Consider the following 15078-nt stretch of genomic DNA (forward strand, 5'->3'; position numbering starts at 1 on the left):
GCACATGCAGGCCGAAGCAAGCTTCATTATCCGCAATGCGCGGGTGCTGACGATGGACGAGGCGAACCCGCGCGCCGCTGCCGTCGCCATATCGGGAAACCGCATCCTGGCCGTCGGGTCCGAGGCCGAGATCGACGCCTATTCCGGCCCCGATACCCACGTGATCGACGCCAAGGGCGCGACCGTTCTGCCGGGCTTCAACGAAGCGCATATGCACATTTTCGGCGGCTCGGCCGAGCTGCGCGAACTGTCGCTGATGGGCGTCAAGGGCTTCGACGCCCTCGACAAGGCGCTGAAGGCCTATGCGGCGGACTATCCGCAGCGCGACCTGCTGATCGCCCAGCATGCCGACTACACGATCCTGTCCGACGACGAGCGCGTGACGCGCCACCATCTCGACCGCATCCTGCCGGACCGGGCCGTGCTGATCTTCGCGCCGGATCATCACACCGCCTGGGCGAACACGCTGGCGCTGAAGATGGGCGGCATCCTCGAAGGCCGCGACGTCGGCATCGGCAACGAGATCGTCATGGGCGAGGACGGGCTTGCCAATGGCGAGCTGCGCGAAAGCAACGCCATCCGCCCGGTCTCCGCGCTCGGCGAAACCGGCGCGCGCGAGATGCTCGGCGTCGGTACCGGCGGCGATCCCGACCATGTAACGGCGGAGGAACGGGCAGCCGACATCGAGATCATCAGGGAAGGTCTCGCCTATGTCGCCTCGCTCGGCATCACCTCGCTGCAGAACATGGATGGCAGCCTCTACCAGCTCGAAATGCTGGACGAGATCGAGAAGACGGCGGGCCTACCCGTGCGGGTGCGCATGCCCTTCCACATGAAGAACTTCATGCCGCTCTCGGACCTCGAAGCCAAGGCGGCGGCGTGGCGCGAGCGCTTCAATACGGATCGCCTGCGCTCGGATTTCGTCAAGCTCTTCATGGACGGCGTGACGGAATCGGGCACCGCCGTCTTCGTCGACGACTACAGCCACCAGCCCGGCTGGAAGGGCGAGCCGCTGTTCTCGCAGGCGCATTTCGACGAGATCGCCATCGACGCCGACAGGCTCGGCCTGCCGGTCGCCGTCCACGCCATCGGCGACGGCGCGGTGCGCATGGTGCTGAACGGCTACGAGGCCGCCATCGAGGCCAATGGCAGGCGCGACAGCCGCAACCGCATCGAGCATATCGAGGTCGTGCATCCGGACGACGTTCCGCGCTTCAAGGAACTCGGCACCATCGCCTCCATGCAGCCGACGCACCCGCCGGGCAGTGCCGGCCTGCCGCTGGAGCCTTACCTGTCCTATATCGGCGAGGAACGCTGGCCCCATGCCTTCGCCTGGCGCACGCTCACCGATGCCGGCGCGCCCATCGTGTTCGCCACCGACTGGCCGGTCTCGCCGCTCGATCCAATGCACTGCATCCAGTGCGCCATGACGCGCACCGTCTGGAAGGAGGGCATGCAGGATCAGCGGCTTTCGCTGCACGAGACGCTCGCCGCCTATACGCGGACCAGCGCCTGGGTGGAGTTCATGGAGGACCGCAAGGGCGTGCTGAAGCCCGGCTATCTCGCCGACATCGTCGTGCTTTCGGCCGATGTGGAGGCCGCCGATTTCGCAGACCTCGCCGCCATCCGCCCGGTCACGACCATGTGCGACGGGCGCATCACCTACCAGGCCTGACCGAACCGGGCCCGGGCGGGGCGGCTTGTCATCCCGTCCGGCCGAGATCGACCAGATAGGTGTTTTCCGCCCGCGACACTGCGTAGTCCTCAGGGCGGATTTCCGCGAAGAGCAGGGTCTCGCCCTCCGCCGGGGCCTCGGCGAGCAGCATGCCGTCCGGGGCGGCGATGCGCGAGAGGCCGGCATAGCTGAAGCGGTCGTCGGCGCCGCAATGGTTGATATAGGCAACGAAGACCTGGTTCTCGAAGGCGCGGACCTGGATCATGTGGCCCGCGATGAAGGTGCCGGCAGCGCCCTTTGGCAGGGCGGTCGGCACGATGACGAGCTCGGCGCCGGCAAGCGCCAGGCGGCGGACGTTCTCGGGGAATTCCACGTCGTAGCAGATCAGCATGCCGAGCCGGACGCCGCCGAGCTCCACCATGACGGAGGCCGGCACGCCGGGCCGGAAGGCATGCCGCTCGTAATCGCCGTAAAGATGGGACTTGCGATAGACGGCATTGGTGCCGATGCCGTCGGTGAAGAGCGCGCTGTTATAGACATGCGAGCCTTCCCGCTCGGCGAAGCCCGCCACGATGGCAAGCCTGTTCTCCTGCGCGATGGCGCTCAGCCGCGTCGCCACGTCGCCCGTCGCCGGCGAGGCGAGCCGCGCGAAGGCCGCATCGCCCGCGCCGTAGCCGGTGACAGCAAGCTCCGGCACGATCAGTAGCTTGGCGCCGGCGGAGGCCGCATCGGCAGCCGCGGCCGCGATGCGCTGGATGTTGGCTTCGTCATCGCCGGCGATGGCATGCATCTGGAGGGCGGCTATCCGCATGGGTTTCGTCCTAATCCCGCGACGACATGGCGCCGAGCAGCTTGGGCAGATCGCCGAAGCGCGCGACGAGACCGAAAATGGTGGCGGCGATCGCCACGAAGAGGATCGTGACCGAGGCCATCGTCGGTGTGTAGCCATAGCGCAGCGCGTTGAAGATCTTGATCGGCAGCGTCTCCATCGTGAAGCCGATCGTCATGTAGGCCACGATATACTCGTTGAGCGACAGGACGAAGGCGAAGGCATAGCCGGATATCAGATAGGGCAGGATCAGCGGCAGGACCACCGTGCGGAAGATCGTGCGGTCGTCCGCCCCCATCGTCGCGGCCGCCTCCACCAGCGAGCGGTCGATGGAGGAGAAGCCGAGCGAGAGCGTCACCAGCGGCAGCGTCACGAAGAAGATGGCATGGCTGATGACAGCGGTCGCCGGCTGACCGTAGAAGCCCGTCGTCGCCCAGAAGGTGAGGAGGCCAAGCGCGGTGATGACCGGCGGCAGCGTGAAGGGCGCGATGCCGAGAAGCTGGAAGATATTCGCCCAGGGCGCATCGCGCCGCCACAGGAACCAGGCGAGCGGCAGCGCGATCAGGAGCGCCACGGCGGCGGAGAGCGCGGCGAGCGTGATCGAGGCGAAAAGGGCGTTGCGCCATTCGACATTGGCGAAGATCTCGCCGTACCAGCCGAGCGAAAAGCCCTGCGGCGGGAAGGCGAGCGTCTGCTTCTCGTTCACCGAGACGCCGGCGACGACGATGATCGGCAGCGAAAGGAACAGGCCGACCAGGCAGAAATAGAGCCGTTGCAGCAGCGTGTTCATGCAGCTTCCCCCTTGCGGCCGGCATAGACGGTGAGCGCGACGAGGCCGAGCGTGACGAGCACGAGGAAGACGGCCATAGCGGCGGCGAAGGGCATGTTCGACTGGTAGATCGCCTGGTCGGTGATGAGCACCGAGAGCGTCCAGTGCTGCGGCCGGCCGAGGATCTGCGGCAGCAGGTAGGAACCGAGCGCGAAGATGAAGACCATGATCAAGGTCGCGACGATAGTGTTGCGCAGCGCCGGCACGACGACGGTGAAGAAGGCCTTGACGGGCGAGGCACCGAGCGTGCGCGCCGCCTCCGTCAGCGTCGGGTCGAGCCGCACGAGGGCGGGATAGAGCACCAGCACCGTATAGGGCAGCGCCTGGTAGACCATGGCGGTCAGCACCGCGCCGAAGCTCGGGTTCAGCGCCACCGCCTCCTTCAGGATGCCGAGCGCGACGAGGATGTTGGTGATGCCGGCCGTGCGCGAGAAGAGCGTCGACCAGGCAAAGCCGATGATGACCTCCGACAGCGACAGCACCGAGAGCAGAGCCACCAGCCAGAGCACCTGCGCGCGCCGCCCGGCGCGCGAGAGGAGATAGGTGAAGGGCACCGCGAGAACGACGCAGCAGATGGCGACGGCGATCGCCAGGAACAGCGAGAAGCCGAGCACCTTGCCGAAGAACAGGCTGAGGAAGCGGGCGTAGTTGTCGAAGACGAAATCGGCCGAATAGAAGCCGGCCGGATCGCGCTTGAAGAAGGAGACCGCGATCATCGTCGCGAAAGGCACGACGAAGAAGACGATCAGCATGCCCGCCGGAAAGACCAGCGGCGCATAGTCCGAGAGTTTCTGCGGGGGCTCGCGTCTCATGACTTCAGCACCACGCAATCGGCCGGGTCGAGCCCGATGCCGACCTCCTGCCCGATGGCGACGTCAGGCCGGGCATTCGGCATGGAGACGGCGACGATCTGCTTGCCGCCGGCCTCCACGAAGGTCTCGATCGTGCCGCCGAGATCGCGAATGAAGGTGACCTTGCCGGTGATTGCGCCGTTGCCGGGAGCAGTCAGGCGCACATCCTCGGGCCGAACCGAAAGGATGCCGGACGAAAGGCCGGCCGGGAGGGCAAGGCCGGCGACCGGGCTGCCGAGAACCGAGGCGCCGGAGGCATCCGCGGAAAAATCGATGAGGTTCGTCATGCCGATGAAGTCGGCGACGAAGGTATCGGCCGGGCGGCGGTAGATCTCGACCGGCGGGGCGGCCTGGCGGATCTCGCCGCCGTTCATCACCACCACGGTGTCGGCCATGGTCATGGCCTCGCGCTGGTCGTGGGTGACGACGATGGTGGTGATGCCGAGGCGCTGCTGGAGCTGGCGCAGTTCCACCTGCATGGCCTCCCGCAGCTTGGCGTCGAGCGCGGAGAGCGGTTCGTCGAGCAGGAAGAGCTTCGGTGAGATGGCGAGCGCGCGGGCGATGGCGACGCGCTGGCGCTGGCCGCCGGAGAGCTTCGCGACGGGGCGGTCGGCGTAGCCCGTGAGGTGGATCATCGACAGAAGCTCGTCGACGCGCTTCTTCTGTTCCTCCTTGCCGACGCCGCGGATGCGCAGCGAATAGGCGATGTTCTCGCCAACCGTGAGATGCGGGAAGAGCGCCAGCGACTGGAAGACCATGCCGAGGTCGCGCTTGTGCGTCGGGACATGGGTGATGTCCGCGCCGTCGAGCCGGATCTCGCCGCTCGTCGGCAGGTCGAGGCCGGCGACCATGCGCATCAGCGTGGTCTTGCCGCAGCCGGACGGGCCGAGAAGGCAGACGAAGGTACCGTGCGGCACGGTGAGCTGCACGTTCTTGACGGCCGTAAACGTGCCGAATTGCTTGGTGACGTTCTGAAGGGTCAGCCCGGACATTGGTTCTCCGCTCGGCGCGTTCGTTGTGATGACGCCCGGCCGCCGGCATATCGCATGCGGGCGGCCGGGCGGGCATTCTTCGATCGCAGGCTTTTATCAGCCGGCGATCATCTCCGTCCACTTCTGGTTCAGCCAGTCGGCCTTGGTCGTGTAGAGATCGTAGCGCGGAATGATCGGCTCGATATCGGACGACACGGCGGCGAATTCCTCGGCCGAGAGGTCGAGCAGGTCCCGCTTGACGGTCGGCGCGGTACCGACCTTGCGCGACAGGATCGCCTGGATCTGCGGCTGGCACATATAGTTGATGAAGGTGTGGGCTTCCTCGGTCTTCTGCGAGGCGCGCGACAGCGCCCAGCAGCCCGAATCCATGATGCCGCCTTCCTTCGGGAAGGTCGAGCGGACCGGCTGGCCGTCCTTGGCGGCAAGGCCCGTCACGTCATGGTAATACTGGCCCATCGGGATTTCGCCCGATTTCAGCGACTGCTCGAACTGCGCCTCGTCGCGATACCAGAGACGGACGTTCGGCTTCACCTCGGCGAGCTTCTCGAAGGCCTTGATCTGGCCTTCCTCGGTGTCGAGCGCGTTCGTGCCGCCGAAATGGGTCTTGGCCGTCACTTCCAGAAGGAAGGAGTTGGAGACGAGCGCGAGCAGGCCGAGCTTGTCGGCATTCGCCGGATCCCAGAGCGCGGCCCAAGAGGTCGGCGCTTCCGGATAGACATTGGTGTTGGTGACGAGCGTGATGTACCAGGCGACCGCCCCGATGCCGGCGACGCGGCCGTCCGGATACTTGTTGACGAAATGGTCGATGAGGTTCGATCCGTTCGGGATCTTCGCCATGTCGAGCGGCGCCCAGAGCTCGGTCGACTGGCCCTTGAGCATGGCGACCTGCGACATCATCGAGACGTCGGCGGGGGCCTGGCCGGCGCGGGCGGCCTGCTCGAGCTGGACGAGCCAGGCCTCGCCGGTCGGCTCGGCGACCGATTCCACGGCGATGCCCGTTTCCTTGGTGAAGTCCGCGAAGATGTTCTTGTCGAAGGAATCCTTGAAGTAGCCACCGTAGACGCCGACCTTCAGCGACTTGTCCTGCGCGCGAAGGACCGCCGGCATGGCGAGCAGCGAAGCGCCGGCAACGCCCGCACCCAGTACGGCGCGGCGGCTGACATTGGTCTTGAGGATGTCACGCATGGTCGTCTTTCTCCTTATAGGCCGGCCGGTCGATCCGGCCGGGAGTGTTCCCGTTGTCGTCATTCTATGTCAGGCCGTCGGCGCCACGGAAGGGCCGAAAGCCGTCAGGGTCGGATTTTCGTGAAGAAACCTGCATGCGGCCGGCGCGGAGCGTCGCCGCGCATTCCCAATCCGGCCGGAGCCTCCCGATCGTTCCCCAGGGCTTCGCCCTCGTTTTTGCCAGTATCGTAATAAAACGCCTGGAAAAGCAATTGGCATTGTTATAGCGTTTGCCGTGAGAAAAACTCACGAAACAGGTTTCCCGCTTTCATGGCCTCGCGCCTGCCGCCGCTCAATCCCCTGCGCGCCTTCGAGGCCACCGTCCGCCGGGGTTCCGTCTCCGCCGCGGCGCGCGAGCTGAGCGTCACGCATGGCGCGATCAGCCACCAGATCCGCGCGCTGGAGGAAGCGCTCGGAACGGCGCTGTTCGAGCGCGGCGGCAAGCGGCTGAAGCTGACGCCGCAGGGCGCGCTGCTTCTGCCGGCCGTCACCAACGCCTTCGGCGAGATCGCGGCGGCGACCGCGCTGATGAAGCAACCGGAAACGCGCGGCGACATTTCCATCGCCTGCGTGCCCGCCCTCCTCTCGCTCTGGCTGCTCCCGCGCCTTCCCTCCTTCACCGAGCATTATCCCGGCGTGCGCCTCAAGCTGGTCGCCTCCAACGATCCCGAGCACCTGCGCTCGCTCGACACGGATGTCTGCGTGCTCTACGGCGACGGCAACTGGCCGGACTGCTGGACGCGGCTTTGGTCGAACCTGCAGCTCTTCCCCGTCGCCAGCCCCACGCTGCTCAACAGCCGGCCGCTGCGCTCGGTGCGCGACCTTGCCGACCATACGCTGTTCCACGGCGACGACGGGCGCGAATGGAATACCTGGCTTGCGGCGGCGGACGCTATCGACATGCCGCGCGGCCCGCAGCATTTCATGAGTGATGCGCGCCTTTCCACCGAGGCGGCGCTGCATGGCCAGGGCATCGCGCTCGGCGACACGATCACCGCCAGCAGCCTGATCGCCCGCGGCGATCTCGTCGTACCCTTTGGCCTCACCGTGCCGGCGAACCATGCCTTCTACGTCGCCTGCCGGCAGGCGGCGCGCCAGACGCCCATCGTCAAGGTCTTCATCGACTGGCTCTTCGCCACGCTCGAGGAGGCCCTTCCCGAGCCACAGGCCTCCGCCCGCATGCCGATGCGCGGGCGCGGCGGCCGCGCGGCCGATGCCCATCGCCCCCTTTCGGCACCGGCCCCGCGCCGGCCCGCTTCCAGCCAACCGCGCAAAACCCGCGCCTGAACGTCAGAGAAGACCATGCCCCGTTTCAACCCGCTTGTCGCAAACCTTTCCGCCCCGCCGATCCCCTCGGTCTTCGCCTGGGCCTCCGCCTATGACGGCAGCAGCGGGCCGATGATCGACCTGTCGCAGGCCGTGCCCGGCTATCCGCCGCATCCCGAGATGCTGCGCCTGCTCGGCGAGAACGCCGCCTCGCGCGCCTATACCGGCTACGGGCCGATCGAAGGTGAGGAGAGCCTGCGCAAGGCCTATGCCGCACATCTGTCCGAGACCTACGGCACCACTCTTGCCGCCGGCAACGTCCATATCACCGCCGGCTGCAACCAGGCCTTCATCTGCGCCGCCATGGCGATTGCCGGGGCGGGTGATGCCGTGCTGATGACCGATCCCTATTACTTCAACCAGGAGACCACGCTCGCCATGCTCGGCGTGAGGACGTGCTTTGCGCCCTGCGACCCGGCGAACGGCTTCCTGCCAGACGTCGAGACGCTTGCCGCCGCCATCACGCCGGATGTCAGGGCCATCGCGCTCGTCTCGCCGAACAACCCGACGGGCGCGGTCTATCCGCCGGAACTGATCGCGGCGATCTACGACCTCTGCGTGGCGCGCGGCATCTGGCTGATCCTCGACGAGACCTATCGCGATTTCCTGCCGATCGGCGCCGGCCGGCCGCACGATCTCTTCGCCCGCAAGGGCTGGGAGGAGACGCTGATCGGCCTCTACAGCTTCTCGAAATCCTTCTGCATTCCCGGCCACCGCCTCGGCGCCATCACCGCCGGCCCCGCCGTGGTGGAACAGGTGGCGAAGATCATGGACAATCTCCAGATCTGCCCGCCCCGCTCCGCCCAGGCCGCCGTCGCCACCGCCCTTCCGCTGCTGGCCGACTGGCGCGAGGAGAATCGCCGCGAGATCGCCCGGCGCGTCGAGGCGCTACGGACGACCATGGCGGGCGTCCCGGCCTGGCGCGTCGGCGCGGTCGGCGCCTATTTCGCCTTCATCGGCCATCCGTTCGAGGGTACGCCCTCCGCGCGCGTCGCGGAAAGGCTCGCCAAGGAGGCGGGCATTCTCTGCCTTCCGGGCAGCTATTTCGGCGAGCGGCAGGAGGGCTACCTGCGCTTCGCCTTCGCCAATGCGGATGTCGAGACCATTTCGCGGCTAAGGGAACGCCTCTCCAATTTCGGCTAAGCGGCGTTGTGAAGAAATCGGCCTTGACCTTCCCACAGGGGAAGGGTTCAGCATGGCGCAAACATCAGGAGATTGCCCATGAGCGACGACAAGACCCTCGCCTTCACCGTTGAAGACATGACCTGCGGGCACTGCGCCAGGACGATCACCGGCGCGGTGCTTGCCGCCTACCCTGCCGCCAGGGTCGATATCGATCTTGCCGCAAAGCGCGTCTCCGTCGAGAATGCCGGCGACCGCGCCGCCGTCGCTTCCGTCATCGCGGCCGAGGGCTATTCGCCGGTTGACGCCTGATGCGTCAAGTTGGCACTTGACCTTGACACGATGGGAAGGTGCACGATCTATCCGACTTAGGATGAAAGGTGCACCATGCTCACCGAAACCGACCGGCAGACCATCAAGCTTTCCATCTCCGACATGACCTGCGCCTCCTGCGTGCGCCGGGTGGAGAAGGCCATAGAGAAGGTGCCGGGCGTTGCCGGCGCCGCCGTCAATCTCGCGACGGAAAAGGCCGAGGTGACCTTTGCCGGCACGCCCGATATCGCGGCCGTCGCCGATGCCGTGCGCAAGGCGGGTTATGGCGTTGCGGAGGAGGTGCTGGAATTTCCCGTCGAGGGCATGACCTGCGCCTCCTGCATCGGCCGCGTCGAGAAGGCGCTGAAGGCCGTGCCCGGCGTGCTGGAGGCCACCGCCAACCTTGCGCAGGAGCGTGCCCGCGTGCGCTTTCCCAAGGGGGTCACGTCCTTCGAGGAACTGGCCGCCGCCATCGAGCGCAGCGGCTACAAGGCCATTCGCGAAACGGCCGCCGCGCCCGAGGAGGATCGGCGCGCCGCCGAGGCGAGGACGCTGCGGCGCGATCTTCTGATCGCCGCCGTGCTCACGGCGCCGCTCTTCGTCATGGAGATGGGGGCACATGCCTTCCCCTCCTTCGGCCACTACATCCATGAAACGCTCGGCATGCAGACGAGCCGGGTGATCCAGTTCGTGCTCGCGACGCTGGTGCTTCTCGGCCCGGGGCTGCGCTTCTTCCGCAAGGGCATTCCGAGTTTGTTGCGCCTTGCGCCGGACATGAATTCGCTCGTCGTCATCGGCACCTTCGCCGCCTGGAGCTTTTCCACCGTCGCAACCTTCGCGCCGGGCCTGCTGCCAGGCGGCACGGCCAATGTCTATTTCGAGGCGGCCGCGGTCATCGTGACCCTCATTCTTGCCGGGCGTTATCTGGAGGCCCGCGCCAAGGGGCGCACTGGCGAGGCGATCCGGCACCTTGCCGGCCTGCGCGCCAAATCCGCCCGCGTGCTGCGCGACGGCAAGCCGGAGGACGTGCCGCTGGAAAGCGTCGTGCCCGGCGATATCGTGCTGGTGCGGCCGGGCGAAAAGGTGCCGGTCGATGGCGAGGTGACGGACGGCAGCTCGTATGTCGACGAATCCATGATCACCGGCGAACCGATGCCGGTAGCGCGCACGGCGGGCGACATGGTGACGGGCGGCACGGTGAACACGACCGGCTCCCTCACCTTCCGCGCGACCCGCGTCGGCGCCGATACCGTGCTCTCGCAAATCATCCGCATGGTGGAGGACGCACAGGCGGCGAAGCTGCCGATCCAGGCGCTGGTCGACCGCGTGACGCAATGGTTCGTGCCAGCGGTCATCGCCGTCGCACTGGTGACCTTCGGCCTCTGGCTGGCGCTGGGACCAGACCTGGTCCTCGCCCATGCGCTGGTCAATGCCGTCGCCGTGCTGATCATCGCCTGCCCCTGCGCCATGGGGCTTGCGACGCCCACCTCCATCATCACCGGCACCGGGCGGGCCGCCGAGCTTGGCGTGCTCTTCCGCCAGGGCACGGCGCTCCAGACGCTTGAAGGCACCGAGATCGTCGCCGTCGACAAGACCGGTACGCTGACGCTCGGCCATCCGTCACTGACGGAGATCGTGCCGGCGGCGGGCTTTGGCCGCGCCGACGTCCTCACCTTGGTCGCCGCCGCCGAGGTGCATTCGGAGCATCCGATCGCGATGGCCATCCATGAGGCGGCCGTGGCGGAGGGCATCGACCTGCCGGCGGCGTCCGGCTTCGTGGCGACCTCGGGACAGGGCATTTCCGCAGACGTCTCCGGCCGCAGGGTGGAGGCCGGTTCGGTCGGCTTCATGCAGGCGCGCGGCCTCGATGTCGCTCCCTTTGCAGGGGATGTCGAGCGACTGGCCGCCGAGGGCGCCTCGCCTCTCTATGCCGCCATCGACGGCAAGCTCGCCGCGCTCTTCGCCGTCACCGACCCGGTGAAGCCGACGACGAAGGCAGCGGTCGCGGCCCTGAAGGCGCTCGGCATCGAGGTGGCGATGATCACCGGCGACAACCGCCGCACCGCCGAGGCCGTGGCGGCGAAGCTCGGCATTACCAGGGTGATGGCCGAGGTGCTGCCGGACGGAAAGGTCGCCGCGGTGCGCGAGCTTTCGGCCAATGGCGCGAAGAAGGTCGCCTTCGTCGGCGACGGGATCAACGATGCGCCGGCACTGGCCGCCGCCGATACGGGCATCGCCATCGGCACCGGCACGGACGTCGCCATCGAGAGCGCCGACGTGGTGCTGATGGCCGGCGACATGCGAGGGGTTGCGACCGGCATCGCCCTGTCGCGGGCGACGATGCGCAACATCCGCCAGAACCTCTTCTGGGCCTTCGGCTACAATGTCGCGCTCATTCCGCTCGCCGCCGGCCTGTTCTACCCGGCCTTCGGCATCCAGCTTTCGCCCGCGCTGGCGGCGGGCGCCATGGCGCTCTCCAGCGTCTTCGTGGTTACGAACGCGCTGCGGCTGAAGCGTTTCAAGGGAGGTGCGGCATGAATATCGGCGAAGCGGCGGAGGCGACGGGCGTCACCGCCAAGATGATCCGGCATTACGAGCAGATCGGCCTCATCCGCGCGGCCGGCCGCACGGGCTCCGGCTACCGTGTCTACGGCCCGAAGGACCTCTCCACGCTCTCCTTCATCCGCCGCGCGCGCGACCTCGGCTTCTCCATCGCCCAGATCCGCGACCTTCTCACCCTCTGGCAGGACCGCGCCCGCGCCTCCTCCGACGTCAAGCGCATCGCCAGCGAGCATATCGACGAGATGCGGGCCAAGATGCAGCTGCTGCAGGAGATGGTCCACACGCTGGAACACCTCTCCGCCCACTGCCACGGCGACGACCGGCCGGACTGCCCGATCCTCGAGCAGCTGGCGAGCGGGAAAAGCGAAGAGGCGTGCTGCTAGCGCCTAGCTATCGAGCCAATTCTCAAGCCGGAGGCCCGGATAGACCGCGAAGTCGCGAAGGTTGTTGGTGACAAGCACGACATCGGCGGCGATGGCGTGGGCGGCGATGAGCTTGTCGAGATGATCGGACTTCCGCTCGCGCGTCGCCATGCGCACCGGCCCGTAGGCGCCTCCCGCCAACCGGTCGAACGGCAGGACGGGAATGAGCTCGACCAGATCGCTCAGATTCCTGCCCTCCCGCGCTGGATCGCTGGAAGCGGCGACACCGTATTGCAGCTCGGCATAGGTGATGGCGGACATCGCGACATCACCGACCTGACACGCCGCGAAACGGCGCGCCACCTGCTCCGGCTGGTTCTTCATGAGATAGATACACATGTTCGTGTCGAGCATGTAGCGCGGCATCAGAGCGTATCCCGCTCAGCCTGCTCCTGGTCGCCGCGTCCTTCGGCCATGAAATCCGGCGAGAAACGCGCGAAGCGATCGAGAACGCCGGCAAGCGAGCGTCGTGCCGGGCGGATACGCAGTTCGTCGCCGACGCGCTCGATCTCCATCTCGACTTCGGTATTCTCATAGGCGAGGTCCGATGGGATGCGGACCGCCTGGGAATTGCCGTTCCTGAAAACGCGGGTTCTGTGCATCGCCTGCTCCTTTGACAGAGGAATAGCACAAAAGCCGCGCAACGTACACACCTGTGTATGTACTCAGGCCACCGCCGAAAGGTGTTCGTGTACGGCGAGCCAGTGGCCGGTGGGGTCGCGGGAAAAGACGATGGTTTCGCGTTCGTTGTTGGTCAGCCTTTCGCCGCCCACCGAAAGTTCGGTTTCGACAGCGTGGGTGAAGATGGCGACGTCGCCGAGGAGCTGGACGCGGCGGTCGGTGGAGCGGCAGGCGTGGATGCGGAAGCCGTCGCGTTCCTCCCAGAGCGCCCATTCGGCCTCGTAGGCGGCGCGGCCGTCGAGGGGGCGGTCGAGATTGTAGAATAGGAAAGTCGCCTGCGGGGCGAAGGCGGCGAAATAGGCGTCGCGGTCGTGGCGGGCGAAGGCGGCAACGAGGGCGTCGGCGGCGGAGAGGACGGCGGCTTGCGTGTCGGTCATGCTTTTTCCGGGGTCAGACGATCTTGACGGTGCTGATGAGGGCGGCGATGGGCGCGTGCTGGGCTTCGACACGCGCCTTCAGTTCTTCGAGCGGCATGGTATCGACCTTGCAGAACTCGATGAACATCATGTTGAGGTTGTTGAAGAAAACCTCGCCCATGGCCTTGGCGTCGACGGTCGCATGCACGACGCCGCGCGCCTGCAGCGTCTCGACGAGCCGCACGACCTGGGCGGAAAGCTGGCCGTCGAGCTCGGTATAGCGGCGGGAGAGCGGGGTTTCGGGTTGCTGGATGGAGATCGCCATCGCCGTGCGCCACATCTCCTTGGAGAGATAGACGAGGGAGTGGTCGTAATATTGCGCGATCAGCGTGCGCAGCGCTTCGGCGACGTTGAGCGGGGGGCTCGCGACGATGCGCGCGCCGCCTTCCAGCACCTCGCTCACTTCCATCGCGACGGTGGCGACGAGGATGTCGCCCTTGTTCTGGTAGTAGTTGTAGAGCGTGCCGACGGAGACCTCGGCCATCTCCGCGATGACCTCGATGCGGGCGTTGTCGTAGCCCTCGCGGCGAAACAGCGTGGCCGCGGCATCGAGGATGCGGCGCGTCTTGTCCGCCTTCTGTTTTGCCCGCAATCCGGCCATCGGCCCCTCCGCTGAATCTCTTCAAAAATGAGATTGACTTAAAAAATGAACTCGTTCAATCTTTTTCTCAAGGCGCCATGACGAGCGCCATCCGCAAGGCCATGCGCCTTCAGCCAGAGGGAAAGACGATGACGAAAACCGTTTCCGGCGGCCTTGCCCGCCGCATGCTTCTTGCCACCGCCGCCACCATTGCCCTTTCGCCCGCCGGCGCGATGGCGCAGGACGAGCTGAACGCCCTCGTCTGGTGCGACCACACCGACCCGGCGCTGGTCGAGCCCTTCGAGAAGGCCAACAACGTCAAGGTGAACCTCAAGGAATACGAGGGTACGGGCGCGGCGATCTCGATCATCGAACAATCCCGCCCGGGCGACTGGGACGTGCTGGTCATCGACGCCGTCGACGTGCCGCGCGCCATCGACATGGACATTCTCGGCGAAATGCCGGCCGACAAGCTGCCACTCGGCGACCTCTTCCCCGAGGTGCGCATGGACGCGACGACGACCCGCGACGGCAAGGTCTACGCCGTCACGGAGAAGTTCGGCTACAACACGATTTCCTACGACAAGACGAAGGTCGACCCGGCCGACATGGAAGACCTCTCGGTCATGTGGTCGGACAAGTACAAGGGCCGCATCGCGCTCTATGACTACTATCTGCCCATGGTCGGCCTGACGGGCGTCGCCATCGGCAAGAAGACGGCCGATCTCAAGCAGGACGACCTGCCGGCAATCAAGGAAAAGCTCTTCGAGATGAAGAAGGTCTCCCGTCAGGTGAGCGACGTCGTCGCCTCGCAGACGGCGCTGGCGACCGGCGAAGTGGATATCGTCGTCGGTGGCGGCGAATGGCTGACGGCCGGGCTCTCGGCGGAAAAGCCGAACCTCGACTGGACGATCCCCAAACAGGGTGCGCTGCGCTGGGCGCAGTCGATCGGCGTGTTCAAGAACTCCGAAAAGCAGGATCTGGCGCTGAAATTCGTGCAGTATATCGTGAGCCCCGAAGGGCAGGCACGGCTTGCCACGTCCTCGTGCTACTGGGCCATGCCTTCCAATGCCAAGGCCGGCGAGCACCTGACCGACCAGCAGAAGACGGCGCTGCGCTGGGACAAGCAGCCGGAATACCTGAAGAATTCGCAGCTCTATCCGGTGGCGGATACCGACATGGATGCGGCGATGCAGGATGTCTGGACGGAAATGCTGCAGCAGTAAGGTTTGTGGCGTGACATCACGCCCGCGTATT

The 15078-nt window shown here is 66.3% G+C and carries 16 protein-coding genes; 7 read left to right on the top strand and 9 right to left on the bottom strand.

The features are described from left to right. The first annotated feature begins 4 nt into the window (after positions 1-4). Positions 5-1675 carry an amidohydrolase gene (locus DSD28_RS07765; RefSeq protein WP_119255805.1) on the top strand — a complete coding sequence of 557 codons (1671 nt, stop codon included), beginning with the start codon at positions 5-7 and terminating at the stop codon, positions 1673-1675. 28 nt (positions 1676-1703) lie between these two features. Here DSD28_RS07765 and DSD28_RS07770 read toward each other — a convergent pair whose 3' ends face one another. The 5 genes from DSD28_RS07770 to DSD28_RS07790 form a co-directional block, all read right to left on the bottom strand. After that, positions 1704-2486 (bottom strand): carbon-nitrogen hydrolase family protein, encoded by a 783-nt coding sequence (locus DSD28_RS07770; protein WP_119255806.1) that lies wholly within the window; start codon positions 2484-2486, stop codon positions 1704-1706. 10 nt (positions 2487-2496) lie between these two features. Continuing rightward, entirely contained in the window at positions 2497-3294 is a 798-nt protein-coding gene (locus tag DSD28_RS07775; RefSeq protein WP_119255807.1) for an ABC transporter permease, read from the bottom strand. Continuing rightward, positions 3291-4145: an ABC transporter permease gene (locus tag DSD28_RS07780; protein WP_119255808.1), complete on the bottom strand. Its 855-nt coding sequence runs from the start codon at positions 4143-4145 to the stop codon at positions 3291-3293. The genes DSD28_RS07775 and DSD28_RS07780 overlap by 4 nt, the downstream gene beginning before the upstream one ends. Next, on the bottom strand, positions 4142-5176 hold the full coding sequence (locus tag DSD28_RS07785; protein ID WP_119255809.1) for an ABC transporter ATP-binding protein: 1035 nt from the start codon (positions 5174-5176) through the stop codon (positions 4142-4144). The genes DSD28_RS07780 and DSD28_RS07785 overlap by 4 nt, the downstream gene beginning before the upstream one ends. Before the next feature lie 96 nt (positions 5177-5272). Next, a complete protein-coding gene (locus DSD28_RS07790) occupies positions 5273-6361 on the bottom strand; it encodes an ABC transporter substrate-binding protein (RefSeq protein ID WP_162911293.1) in 1089 nt (362 codons plus the stop codon). A gap of 309 nt (positions 6362-6670) precedes the next feature. On the opposite strand from DSD28_RS07790, the gene DSD28_RS07795 reads away from it, so the two are divergent. From DSD28_RS07795 to cueR, 5 genes are all read left to right on the top strand, one after another. Further along, positions 6671-7687, top strand: a complete 1017-nt coding sequence (locus DSD28_RS07795; RefSeq protein WP_119255810.1) for a LysR substrate-binding domain-containing protein — start codon at positions 6671-6673, stop codon at positions 7685-7687. 15 nt (positions 7688-7702) lie between these two features. Beyond that, positions 7703-8869 carry an aminotransferase gene (locus tag DSD28_RS07800; protein WP_119255811.1) on the top strand — a complete coding sequence of 389 codons (1167 nt, stop codon included), beginning with the start codon at positions 7703-7705 and terminating at the stop codon, positions 8867-8869. Between the two features lie 78 nt (positions 8870-8947). Further along, positions 8948-9160, top strand: a complete 213-nt coding sequence (locus tag DSD28_RS07805) for a heavy-metal-associated domain-containing protein (protein WP_119255812.1) — start codon at positions 8948-8950, stop codon at positions 9158-9160. 75 nt (positions 9161-9235) lie between these two features. Further along, on the top strand, positions 9236-11698 hold the full coding sequence (locus DSD28_RS07810; protein ID WP_119255813.1) for a heavy metal translocating P-type ATPase: 2463 nt from the start codon (positions 9236-9238) through the stop codon (positions 11696-11698). Beyond that, positions 11695-12105, top strand: coding sequence for a Cu(I)-responsive transcriptional regulator (gene cueR / locus DSD28_RS07815; RefSeq protein ID WP_119255814.1), 411 nt, complete (start codon positions 11695-11697; stop codon positions 12103-12105). The genes DSD28_RS07810 and cueR overlap by 4 nt, the downstream gene beginning before the upstream one ends. A 3-nt stretch (positions 12106-12108) precedes the next feature. On the opposite strand, the gene DSD28_RS07820 is transcribed toward cueR, so the two are convergent. The 4 genes from DSD28_RS07820 to DSD28_RS07835 form a co-directional block, all read right to left on the bottom strand. Further along, complete coding sequence (locus DSD28_RS07820; protein ID WP_119255815.1) at positions 12109-12510, bottom strand: type II toxin-antitoxin system VapC family toxin; 402 nt, start codon at positions 12508-12510, stop codon at positions 12109-12111. After that, positions 12510-12746: an antitoxin gene (locus tag DSD28_RS07825; RefSeq protein ID WP_119255816.1), complete on the bottom strand. Its 237-nt coding sequence runs from the start codon at positions 12744-12746 to the stop codon at positions 12510-12512. The genes DSD28_RS07820 and DSD28_RS07825 overlap by 1 nt, the downstream gene beginning before the upstream one ends. Before the next feature lie 63 nt (positions 12747-12809). Beyond that, the gene (locus DSD28_RS07830; RefSeq protein WP_119255817.1) at positions 12810-13202 is read right to left on the bottom strand and encodes a YybH family protein; all 393 of its coding nucleotides are present in this window, start codon (positions 13200-13202) and stop codon (positions 12810-12812) included. A 13-nt stretch (positions 13203-13215) separates the two neighbouring features. Beyond that, the gene (locus DSD28_RS07835) at positions 13216-13842 is read right to left on the bottom strand and encodes a TetR/AcrR family transcriptional regulator (protein WP_119255818.1); all 627 of its coding nucleotides are present in this window, start codon (positions 13840-13842) and stop codon (positions 13216-13218) included. A gap of 128 nt (positions 13843-13970) precedes the next feature. Here DSD28_RS07835 and DSD28_RS07840 point away from each other — a divergent pair, with 128 nt between their 5' ends. After that, positions 13971-15047: an ABC transporter substrate-binding protein gene (locus DSD28_RS07840; protein WP_119255948.1), complete on the top strand. Its 1077-nt coding sequence runs from the start codon at positions 13971-13973 to the stop codon at positions 15045-15047. Positions 15048-15078 lie beyond the last annotated feature (31 nt).

The organism is Shinella zoogloeoides (genome assembly GCF_003574625.1).
In the GTDB taxonomy this organism is placed as follows: Bacteria; Pseudomonadota; Alphaproteobacteria; order Rhizobiales; family Rhizobiaceae; genus Shinella; species Shinella zoogloeoides_A.